The organism is Paenibacillus amylolyticus, from assembly GCF_051136285.1.
In the GTDB taxonomy this organism is placed as follows: Bacteria; Bacillota; Bacilli; order Paenibacillales; family Paenibacillaceae; genus Paenibacillus; species Paenibacillus amylolyticus_F.
On the sequence record NZ_CP194938.1, the window covers coordinates 2,070,617 to 2,086,263 of the forward strand.

At 45.9% G+C, this 15,647-nt stretch carries 14 protein-coding genes and 1 pseudogene; all 15 read right to left on the reverse strand.

What is annotated here, in order from left to right:
- Positions 1 to 67: 67 nt before the first annotated feature.
- On the reverse strand, positions 68 to 1,312 hold the full coding sequence (locus ACR8BL_RS09180; protein WP_434752332.1) for an MFS transporter: 1,245 nt from the start codon (positions 1,310 to 1,312) through the stop codon (positions 68 to 70).
- 11 nt (positions 1,313 to 1,323) lie between these two features.
- The gene (locus ACR8BL_RS09185; RefSeq protein ID WP_434752333.1) at positions 1,324 to 2,514 is read right to left on the reverse strand and encodes an ATP-grasp domain-containing protein; all 1,191 of its coding nucleotides are present in this window, start codon (positions 2,512 to 2,514) and stop codon (positions 1,324 to 1,326) included.
- Positions 2,515 to 2,539: 25 nt separating this feature from the next.
- Positions 2,540 to 3,208 carry an RraA family protein gene (locus ACR8BL_RS09190; RefSeq protein ID WP_434752334.1) on the reverse strand — a complete coding sequence of 223 codons (669 nt, stop codon included), beginning with the start codon at positions 3,206 to 3,208 and terminating at the stop codon, positions 2,540 to 2,542.
- Positions 3,209 to 3,261: 53 nt separating this feature from the next.
- Positions 3,262 to 4,701 carry a circularly permuted type 2 ATP-grasp protein gene (locus ACR8BL_RS09195; RefSeq protein ID WP_434752335.1) on the reverse strand — a complete coding sequence of 480 codons (1,440 nt, stop codon included), beginning with the start codon at positions 4,699 to 4,701 and terminating at the stop codon, positions 3,262 to 3,264.
- On the reverse strand, positions 4,682 to 5,632 hold the full coding sequence (locus ACR8BL_RS09200; protein WP_434752336.1) for an aminotransferase class IV: 951 nt from the start codon (positions 5,630 to 5,632) through the stop codon (positions 4,682 to 4,684). Before ACR8BL_RS09200 ends, ACR8BL_RS09195 begins: the two co-directional genes overlap by 20 nt.
- Positions 5,608 to 6,681 (reverse strand): C45 family autoproteolytic acyltransferase/hydolase, encoded by a 1,074-nt coding sequence (locus ACR8BL_RS09205; RefSeq protein ID WP_434752337.1) that lies wholly within the window; start codon positions 6,679 to 6,681, stop codon positions 5,608 to 5,610. The genes ACR8BL_RS09200 and ACR8BL_RS09205 overlap by 25 nt, the downstream gene beginning before the upstream one ends.
- A gap of 11 nt (positions 6,682 to 6,692) precedes the next feature.
- Positions 6,693 to 7,712, reverse strand: coding sequence for a hypothetical protein (locus tag ACR8BL_RS09210; RefSeq protein ID WP_434752338.1), 1,020 nt, complete (start codon positions 7,710 to 7,712; stop codon positions 6,693 to 6,695).
- A gap of 106 nt (positions 7,713 to 7,818) precedes the next feature.
- Positions 7,819 to 8,568 (reverse strand): TenA family transcriptional regulator, encoded by a 750-nt coding sequence (locus ACR8BL_RS09215; RefSeq protein ID WP_434752339.1) that lies wholly within the window; start codon positions 8,566 to 8,568, stop codon positions 7,819 to 7,821.
- A 15-nt stretch (positions 8,569 to 8,583) separates the two neighbouring features.
- Entirely contained in the window at positions 8,584 to 9,486 is a 903-nt protein-coding gene (locus ACR8BL_RS09220) for an ATP-grasp domain-containing protein (RefSeq protein ID WP_434752340.1), read from the reverse strand.
- Positions 9,452 to 10,789 carry a hypothetical protein gene (locus tag ACR8BL_RS09225; RefSeq protein WP_434752341.1) on the reverse strand — a complete coding sequence of 446 codons (1,338 nt, stop codon included), beginning with the start codon at positions 10,787 to 10,789 and terminating at the stop codon, positions 9,452 to 9,454. Before ACR8BL_RS09225 ends, ACR8BL_RS09220 begins: the two co-directional genes overlap by 35 nt.
- A 707-nt stretch (positions 10,790 to 11,496) precedes the next feature.
- Complete coding sequence (locus tag ACR8BL_RS09230) at positions 11,497 to 12,342, reverse strand: PhzF family phenazine biosynthesis protein (protein WP_434752342.1); 846 nt, start codon at positions 12,340 to 12,342, stop codon at positions 11,497 to 11,499.
- 191 nt (positions 12,343 to 12,533) lie between these two features.
- Entirely contained in the window at positions 12,534 to 12,704 is a 171-nt protein-coding gene (locus ACR8BL_RS09235; RefSeq protein ID WP_434752343.1) for a tyrosine-type recombinase/integrase, read from the reverse strand.
- A 73-nt stretch (positions 12,705 to 12,777) separates the two neighbouring features.
- Positions 12,778 to 13,071: pseudogene (locus tag ACR8BL_RS09240) on the reverse strand (tyrosine-type recombinase/integrase); the annotation flags it as partial.
- Between the two features lie 24 nt (positions 13,072 to 13,095).
- Positions 13,096 to 13,269 carry a site-specific integrase gene (locus ACR8BL_RS09245; protein WP_434752344.1) on the reverse strand — a complete coding sequence of 58 codons (174 nt, stop codon included), beginning with the start codon at positions 13,267 to 13,269 and terminating at the stop codon, positions 13,096 to 13,098.
- A 112-nt stretch (positions 13,270 to 13,381) separates the two neighbouring features.
- Positions 13,382 to 15,424, reverse strand: a complete 2,043-nt coding sequence (locus ACR8BL_RS09250; RefSeq protein ID WP_434752345.1) for a B12-binding domain-containing radical SAM protein — start codon at positions 15,422 to 15,424, stop codon at positions 13,382 to 13,384.
- Between the last annotated feature and the right edge of the window lie 223 nt (positions 15,425 to 15,647).

The window sequence follows — 15,647 nt, forward strand, 5'->3', positions numbered from 1 at the left end:
CTCCCCAAAGGGGTGATCAGCTTTGACTTTTCCTTATTCATCCCTTATGCCTTATTTCAATAAGAGACTACATTTTTTTCTCTTCCTTCGCTACATTACTTTGCACCTTGGCTTCGTTTACGTCCTTGAAATAATGCCAAGATAACACTGCGGCCGCCACACCAATCCCCGCAACCGAAAAATAAATCATGGGGTAGCTTACTACACTGGCGGATATGCCGATGACGAGGCCTACAGATAAGATCATGAGGGAGTTCATCATATTAACTACACTTTGAATTCGTCCTCCGAATGCCTCCTCCGTTTCCTCCATTATCTTGGTATTAATCCAACTACGCGACATTACCACAAAGAAACCCACCAAAAAAATAGCCGAAGCTGCTGCCGTAATATGATATGTATTTCCGAACCACCCTTGGGCAACGGACAACAACAACAAGGCGGTAAAAATCGTTTTGCGTCCCGTGCCAAGATTTTTTGCGGATAACAGCAGCACCCCTGACAGCAAAGCTCCTGCTGAGTACATGATACTGACCAAACTGAAACTGTCTGCGCCAAGCTGGAGAACGTCTTTTACATATGCCCCAACAAGAATGTTATTAACCTGCACGACAAGCGAAGGAATCAAAATAAACAAAATAGCTGTCAGCAGCCTCTTGCGCTCACCGATATATCTTACAGTCAACGAAAGATGCCTTCGGCTTAGTCGCTCATGTGAAGCATTCCTGTGATTAGTTAGCTGCTTCATGTAGCGCACCAAAACGGCAGATAACAAAAAAGCACATGCTCCGATTGCCAACGTATTTGTTGCGTTCACAACAGCAACCAGAACACCGCCAAGTCCAGTACCGATGATATTTCCAACCTGGGATGTAGTTTCATGAAGAGAATTTGCTTTCATCAAATTGGACGATTTCTTCAGTTCCTGCATATATGCCCGGGCGGCTGGGACAAAAAAAGTGTTCCCGATCGATAAGAACAATGTAACGGCATAAACAAAAACATATCCCGCAACATTTTGTTCGATTAAAAAGGAGATTATCACCATAGGCACTGCCTGTAGCAAATTCATATAGAAACAAATCTTCCGCTTGTCATAACGGTCCGCCCAGTCACCGGCCATCCCCACAAGGAAAATGCCGGGTAACGCTCGGATAAAGAGCATAATTCCTACCGAAAGGGCCCCTCCTGACTTCTCAAGAAGGAGCCAGGGAATAGCAATCCCCTGAATTCCTATTCCCATGAAAAACATCGTATTAACCACCAAATAAATAACAAATGACGAGGAGAACAATGTATTATTCTGATTCATACACGCCCCCCTTATGTTTCAATTCGAATTTGATCCCTGAACCATTGATCCAATTCCCTTATACGTGCTTCAACTTCCCGATCATCAGTTCCTTCAAGGACAAAGCTTGCTATGTGATCCACGCTTGAAACAGCTCCGGTCATTCGATCCCCCTCTCGCAAAGCTGGTAAATAGCTAATCACCCATTCAAAAGGCGTACTTGTCGGAATTGAGCGAAGAGTCCCTTGTTCTGGAGGAATGAAAAGCCAGCCTGTGGTGCGCCTCATATTATTTCCTATATTTACTAATTCAGGTTCCAACCCGCATTGCAGTCGAATCCATTCCCGGTTTAAGTTGATCCCAAAAGCCGCTTGGATAGCATCAACCACACGAGCACCGCCTGTACGACTGGCTATCTCGCACAACAGGATATGATGATCTTTCGTAAGAAAAAACTCCGCATGAAAAGCGATCACCGGAGCAGTAGGCAACGCATGAAGCGTACGCTCCGTTTCGCTTTGAAGCCGTTGAACGAGATTGGAATCCGAGTTTAATATGACACTGCCAAGGCTCATACCCGAATGAAAGGAAAGACATCCGTTAACATACCGAGAAACACTGGAAAACAGCATTTCTCCCTGGTACATTAATCCATCGACATGGTACATATCTCCTTCAACGAACGATTCAATCATCATGCCTTGAGGCACGCCTTCTTCCAAAAACAACCTAAGTTCACTGCTATCCTGTAACACAGTAGTATTGCGTGAGCCACCCCCGTCGATCGGCTTGATAACCACTGGGTAGCCATATTCACGAATAAATGCGAACATGTCAACAGGAGTCACGATCTCTCGATAGTGAGCGACTTTAATGCCAGCCTTCTTAGCCCAATCTTTCATGATGACTTTGTTACGGTAAGCGAGTGCACTTTCCACATTCTGTCCAGACAAGCAGAAATACTCGCGCAATTTTGCAGCACGGAGGAGGTCATACTCCGAATGGCATACGATCGCTTTAACGGAATGCCGTTCACTTAGCTCGATTAGTTCCCATTCCGTAAGTGCATCATCATCCAAAGCTTTTTTTTTGAAAACAAAATCATAGCCATCTTCTTCTAAAATATCAAGCTGCGTAAATAACGTCAGTTTTTCGGTGATTTCAGGAATCCAGCTTTTGTAAGGAAATGCTTTGCTCCGGTTTAGAAAAATGATTTGCCCCATGCGGCATCCCCACCCCCGACTCAAATTATACGTTTACACGCAGTGCATACCGATTATAGCGATGTTTGGTTCTTGCCTCTTTCATTGACATGCCGTTCTGCAGATCTAGCAGAATCTGCTCCTCCATCGCTTCGATCTCTTTGACTCTCTGAAAAACCTGCTCTACCATATCTTTAGGAATGACGATAACGCCTGAGTCATCTGCTACTACAATATCTCCAGGGCAAACGACGATATTATTAATCGTCACCGGCTCTTGTTTAGCCACAAGCTTAACCCGGTTTTTTCCCGATTTCATGTAGCTACTGAGTGAAAACAACGGATAACCCGTCTGCAGGATCGATGTCACGTCTCGGCAGCAGCCATCGATCACGGTTCCTCTTAACCCTTTGATTTTCGCAAAATGCGTGAGCAAATCTCCCCACACAGTACAGTACTGCCTGCCGCCGTTCGCAATGACGACGACACACCCCTCCGGTACCTCATCAATAAATTCGCCTGCTTGAGCCACCTCTCCTTCGGCAATCGGCTCATACTGTAGCGTATAAGCCGGACCCGCAAGCGCCATGCCAGAACTTAAGGGTTTCAGCCCCTCGAGCCCCCCATTGATACCGAAGGTATCTAAAGCATCGGAAATACATGCAGTAGATATTCCTTTAAAAGCATCAGAGTCCGTATATTGAAAAATATCCATGAACAATTCCTCCTAAGATTTTATTGATATTTAAACGAAAATTTCTATAACAGTTAAGAGCAGCGCTCGCTGTCATTTGTGCAGTTGCCGCAGTATTTGCAATCCGTACGCTTGGTGTCTGACGTTTTAACAGCACCATCATCAATAGAAAAGATTGCCTGCTTGCTACCGCCTTGAAACACGTTAACCTTTAGTTCATCGCTTAGCTTCGAGCCGAAGCCCTGAAATTTTCCACCAAACATGAACAGGTCCGCACTGAATTTCTTATGTGTCAGTGAACTCCCCTGTCCTGCTGGAACCGGAATTTCAGGTGCAGCAATGAGTTCCTGCATGATATATGGCTTGTCCCAGCACTGGTCAACCAACTCTTCCCATTTCTCCTGAGAGGTGGACAGGCCAATGACAACCCCTTCCCCTCTGATATCGTAAGCAGTTTTCAACACTAAATTTTTCCGGTTCAGCTTGAATAACTTACGCAGTGCTTGATCATCGTTATTTTCACTGGGTACATCTGAAAGCTTGCGTGCCCAAGGGATATGCTTGTCAAGTAGTTTGCACTCTTCTTCGGTGAAATGCTTGCGGAAGGACGGATCCGAGAGATAAGCCATGCAAAGCTTGCTCTCTGTAATGAAACGTGCCTGAAAAGAATTGACATGACAGACGGACAGATTTTCGCAAGCACAAATGAAGTCAGACAATGCATCGGAATCATTGAGAAGAGGTATGAAATCCGCAGAGTTTATTTTATTCCAGATCAGCTCTATTCGCTGGTTTCCTGCATACAGTTTCCCATCTTGGTAAGAAAGTTGCCTTGGATCAGTAACAACGGCTTCTATGCCCAGCTGTTGAAGGAGCTTGAGCATCTCCTTTACCTCCAGACTGACATGGTTGTCGAGCTGAAGGATCGCCATGCTGCGAAGCGGTGATCCAAAAGAGAATTCCGCAAAGGTAGAAATCAATTCATTAATAAAAGTGTCCGACTTATGAATGCCTTCTTCGAATAGCGGAGGAATATTTTTCAAAAAAGTGGAGATTGACGGGATTTGCCGGATTACCGTATTGATTCGTCCAGTAAAAATGGTACCTGCTGGACAATCCGTATTGTTTTCCAACACCTTAAAACTCTCTTCGCCTGGCACAAGGTAAGTGTCAAACCGAGAGATGCGGATTTTTCGTTCGTAACCGGGATCGATCTGTACCAAACGTGAGGCGGCTTCATCCAACATAAAGAACTCCCTAGTGGCCACATCTTCCTCATAAATACGGATGACCTTCTCCAGTATAGCTAACAGTTTCTCGGCATCATTTCGAATTTTTTCGCGGTCAGAGGACGATAGAATAACAACTCTTGGAAATAGCTGAAAAGGCTTGTTTCGGTAAATGAAACCGTTGCTCTCCAACTTTCCCTCTAGTTCCCTGATCTCCTCATCTAGACGGTTAGCTGAACTGACTACCATTCGGTTATAATCCTGTTCATATAGGAAACGCTGCATTTTCGATCTCCTCCTTCGGATAAATCACGATATCCTCCACGGCTGGTTCCAGACCTTCTTCTCGTACGTATGCCGCATTAAAATATTTCCTCATCAGGAGTGCCGTGATCGGCCCGATGCTTCCCTTACCTAGTATATGGCGGTCAATGCTGACAACAGGTAGAATTTCTGCCCCCGTCCCGCAGAGAAAAGCTTCATCCGCCAAATAACATTCCGTCCGGTCCAGTTCCCGCTGGGTGGCATTTAAGCCCACTTCCTCGGCCCAGTTAAGAATATCCCTGCGGGTGATGCTCTCCAGAATGCCCGATGTAACGGAGGATGTGATCAACTGGCCGTTTTTGACGATGAAAAAAGCCGCTGTCGGAGCTTCCGCGATTTTTCCGTTCTGATTTAGTAGAAGAGTATTATCATAGCCGTCAGACTTGGCTTGCAGCATCGCCAAGCGACCGTTCTGATAATTAGCGATGCATTTAATTCTTGGGGGCATCATATGGTCTGATATACGCTGCCAAGAAGAGACCGATATGTGAATTCCTTGGTCCGAATGCGGCTTTCGCTGCATGGGGAATGCCGCGATGCTAAGCAATACTGGCCCCCTAGAATCTAGAGGACCATCCGCTTCGATGGAAGCAGCTACGCGGACGTAACAATCCTCATGCAAACTATTGATCAATATGATGTTGCGAATATTTTTGAGCACACTTTCTTTACTCCATGTATGCTCCATCCCCATGATTTTCATAGAATCGAAAAGCCGATCTACGTGTTCGGACAAGGACATCAAATGCATTCGATATCGGCTTGCATCCCAATATCCACGAATTCCTTCAAACACAGATGCCCCGTATTTCATCGCTGCAGACCCAACGTGAATGGTCGCCTCGTTATAACGAACGACTCTGTCGTTTAATTGAATAAAGTATTCCGACACACCATCCTACTCCTTTCGATTCGATAATCATAAAATGGCTCCGTGCAAGGGTAGCCTTTGCATATCCTCATCCTGCCCGTGGAGGGCTCCAAGATCACGGATGCAATCGTCGCAACATTGCTCAGATCCTCGTCCTGATGAACGCAGAGGTTCCCAGGCCCGCTCTCGTGATAGGCCAGCAGTTCTTCCATTTGCCACACTGCTGGCCTGTCTCCATATTGCCGCAACCTATCCTTCGCCCGTTTGAGGCGGGGATACGTAGACGTGTTTGGATTCACCAAATCACAACCAATGAAATCCTCATGCAAATAATGGTTGGTATGCACCAGAAGGCTATCCTCGATCGAACGTTCGTGTTCCACAGTCATTTCCACATTCACCAGGCGCATGCCATCTGTCATCAGCAAATTTCTGGAAGATGCACGGCGAACCCTGCCGATTTCGCGTTCGCACTTCTCCAACGTTGGCTGATGCAGCAGATGGCGGATTAACAAATAGGGGGGTACGCCAGGACGCCACCCCGGACTAAGTACCATATTCAGCCCGATGCCCAGTCCGTAACTATTGATGCCCAAATATCCGATCAGACCTACATGTGTATACATCAATAGATCCGGATCGGCTCCAGGCGTCTGTACTTCAAGAATCATTCCCAGGTCTGTCATCCCACCAGCCAAATCAACATTTTGTGCAATGACGGCACGCCCTTCTTGGCTAAAACAAGCAAACGCGGTGCATTCAAGGCCTGTAGCGATTATCTCTCGTCGAAGCTGAAGCAGCATTCCCTCCCGGTAACTGATTCCAGCCCCTTGCGCCAAACCTTTAATTTCCTCGGCGAGTTGAGGAGTGCAGGCTTCGATATGCGGAATGTGGCTGTCGGTTATTCCTAACGCCTCTTCCAAGGTAAACGGATTACGTCTGATACTGTTGATCCTGGCGATGTTATCATTCAGAAAATCCCTGATATCATGCCGCAGTGTCTCTCCGTATTGCGTTCCCCGCTCAAATGGAGAGCCGCTGACTATAATGTGTTTTAACGGGCTCAGCATCTGAATTCACCTCACATATGCTGCAACTCAATGTTGTTTTTACTGATTTGGGAAGCGGTAAAAGCAATACCTTCGCTTGTAATTTTGTTGGACGAATTAATACCGATCCTGTACGCAAGTTGCTTCCAGTTCACGTTATACTCACGAGATGCATCCATAATGGACTGCTTCAGATCTGTTGAAAAATTCATCAGACCGAACAAAATATCCTTGATCATTGGCGTCGTACAATGTTCGGACAAAAGAACTTTGTCCTGAACAAATTCTGCGGCCTCCATCACCTCAACCAACTTTAAGTTCTTCACCCCAAAACAACGCTCAATATAGGCCGCATAAACCTCCGTAGCCAGATTCCCCCCGCTTCGCCCCATCCCACGCAAAGAGCTGTCGATCCAGTCCACTCCCAACTCCAACGCCGCTACTGTGTTGGCTAGGCCCAAGGACAAATTGTTGTGTGCATGGAATCCGACTGGAATCGTCAACGTGGACTTCAGTATCGTGGCGATAGACTTTACCTGATCAGGAACTAGATGTCCATTGGAATCGGCAAAATAGACGATGTCTGCTCCGGCCTCCTCCGCTTTCTGTGTCATTTGTCGTAACTCCTGACTCGTAAAGTAAGTGATCCGCACAAAATTCGCTGAGGTAAACAGCCCTATTCTTTTGCATGCCCGGATGGTATCGAGTCCCTCCTCCAAACAGTCTTGTCTGATGCATACGCGCACGAGCGACACGCCGAGCCTTTTTAGGGATTGAAGATCTTCGACTTGAATATTATCAGGATGAAACATAACGACCAGGTTGGAGAGCGGCGTAAACTCCTTTAATGCTGCTATATAATCATCATCCGTAGCTGCCGTCATACCCAGTCCCGTCGTTCCCTTGGCCGGGCCATTCCTGTAACCGATTTCTATCCAGTCTACACCAGCCTTTTGCAACCCGCTTACAATGTGTTTTGCTGCCTCTAAAGAAAAATCAAAACGGTTAACATATCCACCGTCACGCAAAGTTACATCAATCAGCTGGGCCATAAAATCCTCCTTCACTGTATGAGGGATTCACAGATAAATTAGTTAATAGGAAAGCCCTACCGAAGAGGGCTCCCTATTATTTGTGTTTCTATCTGTTTGGTACTATCTAACCCATAACGGACTCCGCTTCCACTTGTATTCCTGACACACGAAGGATCGCACTAAAGTGCTTCATGCGTACTTCAACCGATTTATAAAGGGCCATGATCGCCTTCTCCTGAAGTTCTTCATTTATCGCATATTTGCGGAGAATATCGTAACCTGCTTCTGCATGATCCTCCTCCACCTCCATATCATGCGAACTGTGAATAGTGAAGTACTGTACCCCTTCCTTGTTCAGGTTGTAAAAATGCTTCATCGCTTCATTCATTGTGCGTCCGTCCCATGAGACCGGCGGCTGCCCTTCCATATATACAATCAATGCTGCTACAGCCTCTACCAGATGATGATCCGGTCCACAAACCTTGTTGTTCCAATCGATAACATCCTGGGATTCGGGTAAAATGTCACAGTTTTCGATATCTTCCCACGTCAGACCGAATTGCTCACCGATTTTGAAAAACAATTCAAGATGCCGCATCGTTCCGGTAAGTTTTCCAGTCTCTTCCTCATAAATGTTCTCGGCCAATTCTTTGCGAGTTTCAACATCAGGAGTTTTCGAATGAATAGCTGAAATATTGCGAGTCCAGAAGCTTTTGATATGATAGCGGTGCAAGACAAAATTTTTCAAAAGCTCCGATGTTGCTTCACCTTTCATAATAATCTGGTAAAGCGGATGGGTAATCTTCTTGTTTTCTTCCACAATATTTTTGAGCTTCTCGACAAACTGATCAGGACTAAGTACCACTTCAATCACTCCTCATAATTAAGTTTATGATGAACTACCATTCCTAACTTTCTCCTGGAATGACAGGTGCACCCTCTGTTCAATTAAGTCAGCCACATACCTGACAGTCTCCATATGAGGCCAAGTAATGGCGGGGGTAGTGTTCACTTCAATGACGGCGTAATCATCATCGCCTACTTCCAGTAAATCGACCCCTGCAACAGGGGCGTGAAATACGCGGGAGCACAACTCGGCCAATTCAATCATCCTTTGTGTAAGAGGACAGACAGCCCAAGTTCCTCCGATGGACAAGTTTGTCAAAAAGCTTCCATTCTCTGCATATCGAAAAAAAGCGAAATCTGCTTTGTAATCCACAACCCTGACCCGAATATCCCTACCTGGCTTGTCTAAGCAGGCTTGGACGTATAGTGCCTTGTGGTCCCGCAAGTAATAAGGTGCAAGGTTTCTCAAACTGTGTATATCATCAACCCGTACTACCTGCTGGCCTTTCGCTCCAATTACAGGTTTCAGTACGAGGGGAAAGCCTAATAAATCCGCCGTTTCCTCCAATTGCTCACAAGTGCCGATAAACCGAGTTGGGATGTGCGGAATTTCATGCTGGGTAAGCAATACCGAATTCAAAAACTTGTTTTGGCCACTACCTAGAACTTCAGAATCATTAATCACCGGAATACCGCATATTTCAAACGCTTTTAGCAACCACAACCCATACTCACGCTGAGAGAGCGATACCCAGCCAAGCACGCAAGATAAATCCAATATACGATGATTATAAATAAAACGAATACCTGATTTATCCATATCAACCGTTATTTCGCACGGTTTACCGTAAATCGTTGGAATTCCCCTTTCGATTAATGCATCCGCCAGTTCAATGACATCCGACGTTTCTTCACGGCATAAAATGAGCAGTGATTTCACGAGCATCCGTCCCTTCACCACCTTTGTTGTAAAAGACCGGACCCATTGCAGCCCCATTAGTATAGTTAATTACGGAATCGTCACTTGTTTTTTTCGTCCGTAAAATGTGGCCGATGTGCCTATTTCCAAACAAATAACAGCCCCACAAAAAGCTTGCTTGCTCTTCATAGACCATGCCCTCCTCATTTGCTATAACAACGGGTCCTGACGAGGGGTTAACTCTTTCCTGAACAACGGCCCTTGCTTCACAAGACGAAGAGTATAAATAAGAATCAATCTGGACTCTCCAGTCAGCCTCGGACGTCTTCCAGCCGCATATGATACCCGCGCCCCCGTATCCGTCCGCCGGCTTAATAAGCAACTGTTCCCTTTTGCACAAAGCATAGTCCTTATTTCCGATTGTCAGCAGTCGGGTTTTGGGAATATGTAGTCTGATCCATTCCATGTCTTCTTCAGAGAAGCCAACTTGATATGCAGGATCAGACAAGAGGGCGAACATCACCTTACTTCCAGCGATCCGGCTGGAGATACCCATAGGCATGTCTACCAGACGATTCTCCAGTGCATCAAGGATATGTTCAAACTCGGAAGGGGCTCTCTGCAAATCCTCTATATCGAATAACCGATAGATGACATCCACTTTCCCTTTGCTTGCATAAAGGCCGTCATTTCGGCGCTCAAGTTCTCTCGGGGTGCATACCATCACTCGAATCCCAGTTATTTCATGGAACTTGGCAGCCATTCTGTTCAGCGTCGACTGCATACCAGGCATCGAAAATTCACTTTCAACAAAAGCCAGCAGCGGATCGGAGTGATGCGAGAGATATGACCGCGCCGTGATCCAGGCCCATTCCTTCAGTACGTCCAACCATTCGGCTTCACACTTACGGACAAAGCCGCTAACCGAGGGCAATTTGAGCACGACTGCGTGAAGTGAGGCTTCTACCAGGCCTCCTACACTGCTTCCCAAATTCAATTCCAGTATTTTCAGCAGGCCGTGATCGTCATAAAGGTCGCTGCGGACCAGAACATTCTGACTATCCAAACGCGGACTGGCCTGAACCCAGCGCAGCACAGTATCCGAATAACCCAACCAGCGGGCTACACGCACCATATCCCCCCCGAACAATCGATCAATTGTTAAACCAATCAGATCCAAGAGCTTCTTTGTTGCATCCGCATCCTGTTTCATCTTTGCAACGCTCTGGATTTGCGGCGAAACGATGATTCTAGGTCTTGAAATTAATGCTCGTCCAGCTTGACTAAACATTTCTTTCACTTCGTTTTGGGTTGGAAGAATCGGATTCATCACTTTCCTCCAATCTTAATATTGATGGGGAATTATAATTGAAATTGTTTTTAGTCAAATTTTACTTTTTAGATAAATAAAAGATATCAAATAAAAATTCAAAATGTTGTCGAATATTGTATTTTTTAAAAAAAATATTTTTTAAAGTCATATTAGGTAAATTTTACATAAAAAAGACTGTCCAATAACCGACAATCTCCCCATATTCTAGACAGGTAAAATATACTTGGGAAAAGAAATACAAAGCAGGCGGTGAGCAGGTACTACGAGACGACAGAGGAGGTATCAAACACCTGAAGCAGATTTACAAGCTCGCTATGCAAAATTAGAGTACGAGAAGGCGCGGCTACGTGTGGAGAATATTTTCAAAAAGGGGTTGGGCGTTTAGTCACATTCGCAAAGAAAACATCTATCTAGCTATTCAGAATGTTTGAGAAGCGAAGCTTTTTGTGTGATATTATATGGAAGAGATTCCATGGTCAAGTTATTATAAATGGTTGATGATCAGGTACACTTTCACAATTACTAACTGTTCCAGACAAAATGAAACGGCCCCTGTATCAAGGCCGCTTAATTAGCTTTTATTTTTGTGTTGTCTACTTGACGGTGGGCACTACATTTTGAGACAGCCCCTCTATAACAGTATTTTTGATACTGGGCAGTCAAACACATTATGTTCGTCATTCAGATTGTATGATGAGTTTATATCATATCAAATTCAGCACGGAACCACCGATTTCCACACTTCCTGTCTTGATTTTTACACTGATTTCGCTTTTAGCACCGACATGTTTACCTTGCTGGATTACATATTCAGACAGCCCTCCCGCCTGAAACAGAAGGTCTCCAAGCGCCCCTGCCGCCACACCAGTCGCAGCATCCTCCGGGATACCAAACAATGGATTGAAGCCGCGTGCATTGATATAAACAGCCTTATCATCCTGATTCCTCTTTACAGTTTCTTGAAAGGTATAAACATATACCCCGTTCACACCGTATTTTTCGCTCCACGCTCTGATCTGCTCAAAATTAGGGATTACTTCATCTAATGCGGTTAAATGACGAAGCGGAACGAACAATTTGGGCGATCCGATGCTGGCCACACAAAAAGGTATATCATCCAAAATAATCTCGGGGTTCACTCCTAACATGTATGCCACTTCGATCTTGTCCGGTTTCATATCTAATCGACTCACTCGTGAGGTCTTAAAATAAAAATGGCCCTGCGGGGATTTTGAAATGACAATAGGTGTACCGGACCCGGAAACAACCTGTATTGGGTTCCGTTCGTATTGCTGCAATATAAAAGCACCTGCTGCGAGTGTTCCATGTCCACAGAACGCCATTTCCTTTTCGCTGGAAAAATAACGTAAGACGGTATTCTCAGCTTGCTCGTTGCTAAATTGTACGAATACCGTTACAGGTGTTCCGGAATCCCTCGCTATTTCAAGCATCTCTGCATCATGCCATCCTCTATAGGCGACAACAGTTGCTGCATTTCCCTGATTAAAATCATCAGTAAATACTTTATATTTTTTCACTTCCTGTAACATAATCCCACCTCCATTTATTAAAATATCATCCTCTAATCTTATAACTGATTCTTATTTGGCTTTTCACATGTTCTGGTACTGCATTTTTAGTGTAATTGTCCATGATCTTCATAATTCACTATGTATATGATAACCTATGGGGTGATATTTGCGAAGAAAAATTTGGCGAAAAAGGGAAATATTTAGAGTTGTCACTTTCCCATGTCCCTACGATCCAGCGGGCTTGGAATACGCTGAATGTTTTTCGTGCTGACATGTGCATATCGTTGCGTTGTTTGTGCACTCGTATGACCGAGAATCTCTTGTATATAGCACAGATCTGTTCCGTTTTCCAGCAAATGAGTAGTGAAAGAGTGCCACAAAGCATAAATGTTGCATTTTTTTTACAATGCCCGCTCGTTGTCTAGCTTCTTCAAAAACCTTTTGTACGCTGCGCTCCGTAAGATGTCGATCTGAAGATTGTCCCGGAAAAAACCAACGATCGGGTCGATACTCTGCAATGTATTTCTGCACTATGTTCCATGTAAGATTGTAGAGAAGCGTTCTCCGATCCTTATGATCTTTTCCCTGCCTTACGATAATGGTCTGGCGCTCAATATCCAGATCGCTATATCGTAGACGAACAATTTCGTCAACACGAAGCCCTGCCAAATAGGTTAGATACAGGATTGTCTTATACTTAAGATTAGTTAAGGCTTGGGTCAATTGGGCACCTTCTTTTTCGGACATGACAATGGGCAACTTGGTTTGTTTTTATCGAATCGCACTAATTGTCTGAATTACACTGGGATGAGAGACTCCTCGCTCAAGCAAACTCAAGCAGTATGTTTGGACACTGGAAGTGCTAATTTCTGTATCTTTTTGAGAGAGACAAGTTACAAATCGTTCAACCTGATTAAAGTATGCTTTAATCGTTTTGCGACTCAATTGGATATATATACGTTCTATTGAATTTGGAAAATAAAAAAAGGAAGATCATCTTCATCCCGTAAGGGGAAACAATGATCTTCCGATGCTTTTGGAACTATTGCCACTGCATTTACATGGCAGCGGCTTCTTCTCCCAACGGCAGCGTGTAATACTGCGCCTGCTGGTCTTCATGCTGCTGGTATACCACGACCAGCAGCGTTTGGCCTTTCGCGGCAAGCGGGCTGGCGCCAGCTAGCACACGCTCAAGCCGGAACGGAAGCACGTCCAATACGGCGTGCTTCTGCAGTTCCTTTTCGCCGAGTCTCAGATCGGCGAAAGCACGGGCACCCATGACCGTCTGTGCGGTCATGGCCGAGGTCATCGGCAACGCACGCGAAGCGTTGCCGTCCCCCATGTCCGCCGCTCCATCTGCGGCGGACCCTACTGCGTCGCGCACTGCAAGCGACGCAGCATCCCCGGCATGGCTGCCGATCACACCCGCCGCATCTGCGGCAGTGTCCTCTCCGGCAGCCGCCGAAGTTCCCGCAGCGGCCGCTCTACTCGCGCCGCTGCTTTCGAGCCATGCCGAGCCAGAGGCACCGGCAATACGTGGCAATCGAACGTCCTCTGGACGATCAGCCAACGTTTTCATATAACCCGCCCACTGATCTTTCTGGAGTACATCGTCCCACCAGATTTTACGCGGCTTGTACTTATGTCCCAGGAAATAATCCAGTTTCATCAGACCAAGCACAATATCCATGTGTGGCGTATTGCGTGACTCCAAGAAGCTGTGCAGACGAGTAAACAGATCCTCTAGCTGGTGTCCGATCTTCTGCCAACCCTGACCCTCCCAGTAATCGCCAAACGCCTGGAAGAAATCAAACGGTGAATCAAACTCCTGCTCCATCAAATACTTGAGCGTATGATCCATCCGATGTGCGTTCCAGTATTTCTCAAGCACATCTTCAAGCCGCTTCAGACGTACAATGTCGCTGAACGGCAACACGTCGCTGCCCAAAATCTCATACGGCGCGTGATCCATGTACGTATAGTTGTATTTTTCTGCATCCAGACGCAGTCCGGTACCGCGAAGCATTTTCAGGAACCCAAGCTGTAACTCTTCCGGCCCCAAAGCAAATACATCATTAAACGTCTTGCGGAACGTATTATAATCTTCCTCCGGTAGTCCTGCGATCAAATCCAAATGCTGATCGATCTTGCCACTGGCTTTCACCTTGTTCACCGTACGGCTCAGCTTGGCAAAGTTCTGGCGGCGCTTCACCAATTCATTCGTCGGATCATTCGTGGACTGAACCCCAATTTCAAAGCGGAACGTACCCGGCGGCGCATTCTCTGCCAAATAGTCGAGCACCTCGGGGCGCATAATGTCAGCCGTAATTTCAAACTGAAACACCGTCCCCTGATGATTCTCGATCAGAAACTTAAACATCTCCATCGCATAATCACGTTTAATGTTAAACGTCCGGTCTACAAACTTGATCAGCTTCGCACCCTTCTCGATCAGGTACAGAATGTCCGACTTCGTCCGCTCGATGTCGTAATACCGCACGCCAACCTCAATGCTGGAAAGACAGAACTGACAACTAAACGGACAACCCCGGCTGGTCTCAAAATAAACAACCCGCTTCCCAAGTTCCGGGATATCCTCTTCAAATCGATGCGGTGAGGGCAGATCATTCAAATCCGCTTTTGGACGTCCTGGCATGAGAATAACTTCTTCCCCTTTGCGATACGCCAGTCCATAGACAAAATGGAACTTCTTACTACCCTCCAGCTCCGTGAGCAGCTGATGCAGTGTTTCTTCCCCTTCACCCATGACAATAAAATCGACATTAGGAATCCGGTTCATCCAATATTCGGTGTCGTAGGACACCTCCGGCCCGCCCAGCAAAATTTTCACGTCAGGCATAACCTTTTTCAAATTATCAATCACCTTAATCGTCTCTTCAATGTTCCAGATGTAACACGAAAACCCAATCACATCCGCCCCGCGCTGGTACAGATCCGACACAATATTCATGACCGGGTCTTTGATCGTATACTCCGCCAGCTCAATATCAAAATCCTTCTCACTGTACGCCTTCAAACACCGCAGCGCCAGCGAGGTATGGATGTACTTTGCATTCAAAGTCGATAAAATTACCTTCATGGTTCACAACCTTTGCCTGGACACCCAGACCATATATTTTTTAGGAAAAGTAAAGCTCCACAGCCATCCTGCCCCGGATGCTGTTCAGACAAACCTCAACGCAAGTCCGAGCCATATCTTTGGCCACACTTGCACAACTCCACACCGATATCTGCACCAGTACGCGCATCACGCACCAGCACACACCCACAGGATCTATTAACCAGTCCATATGTTATAACCG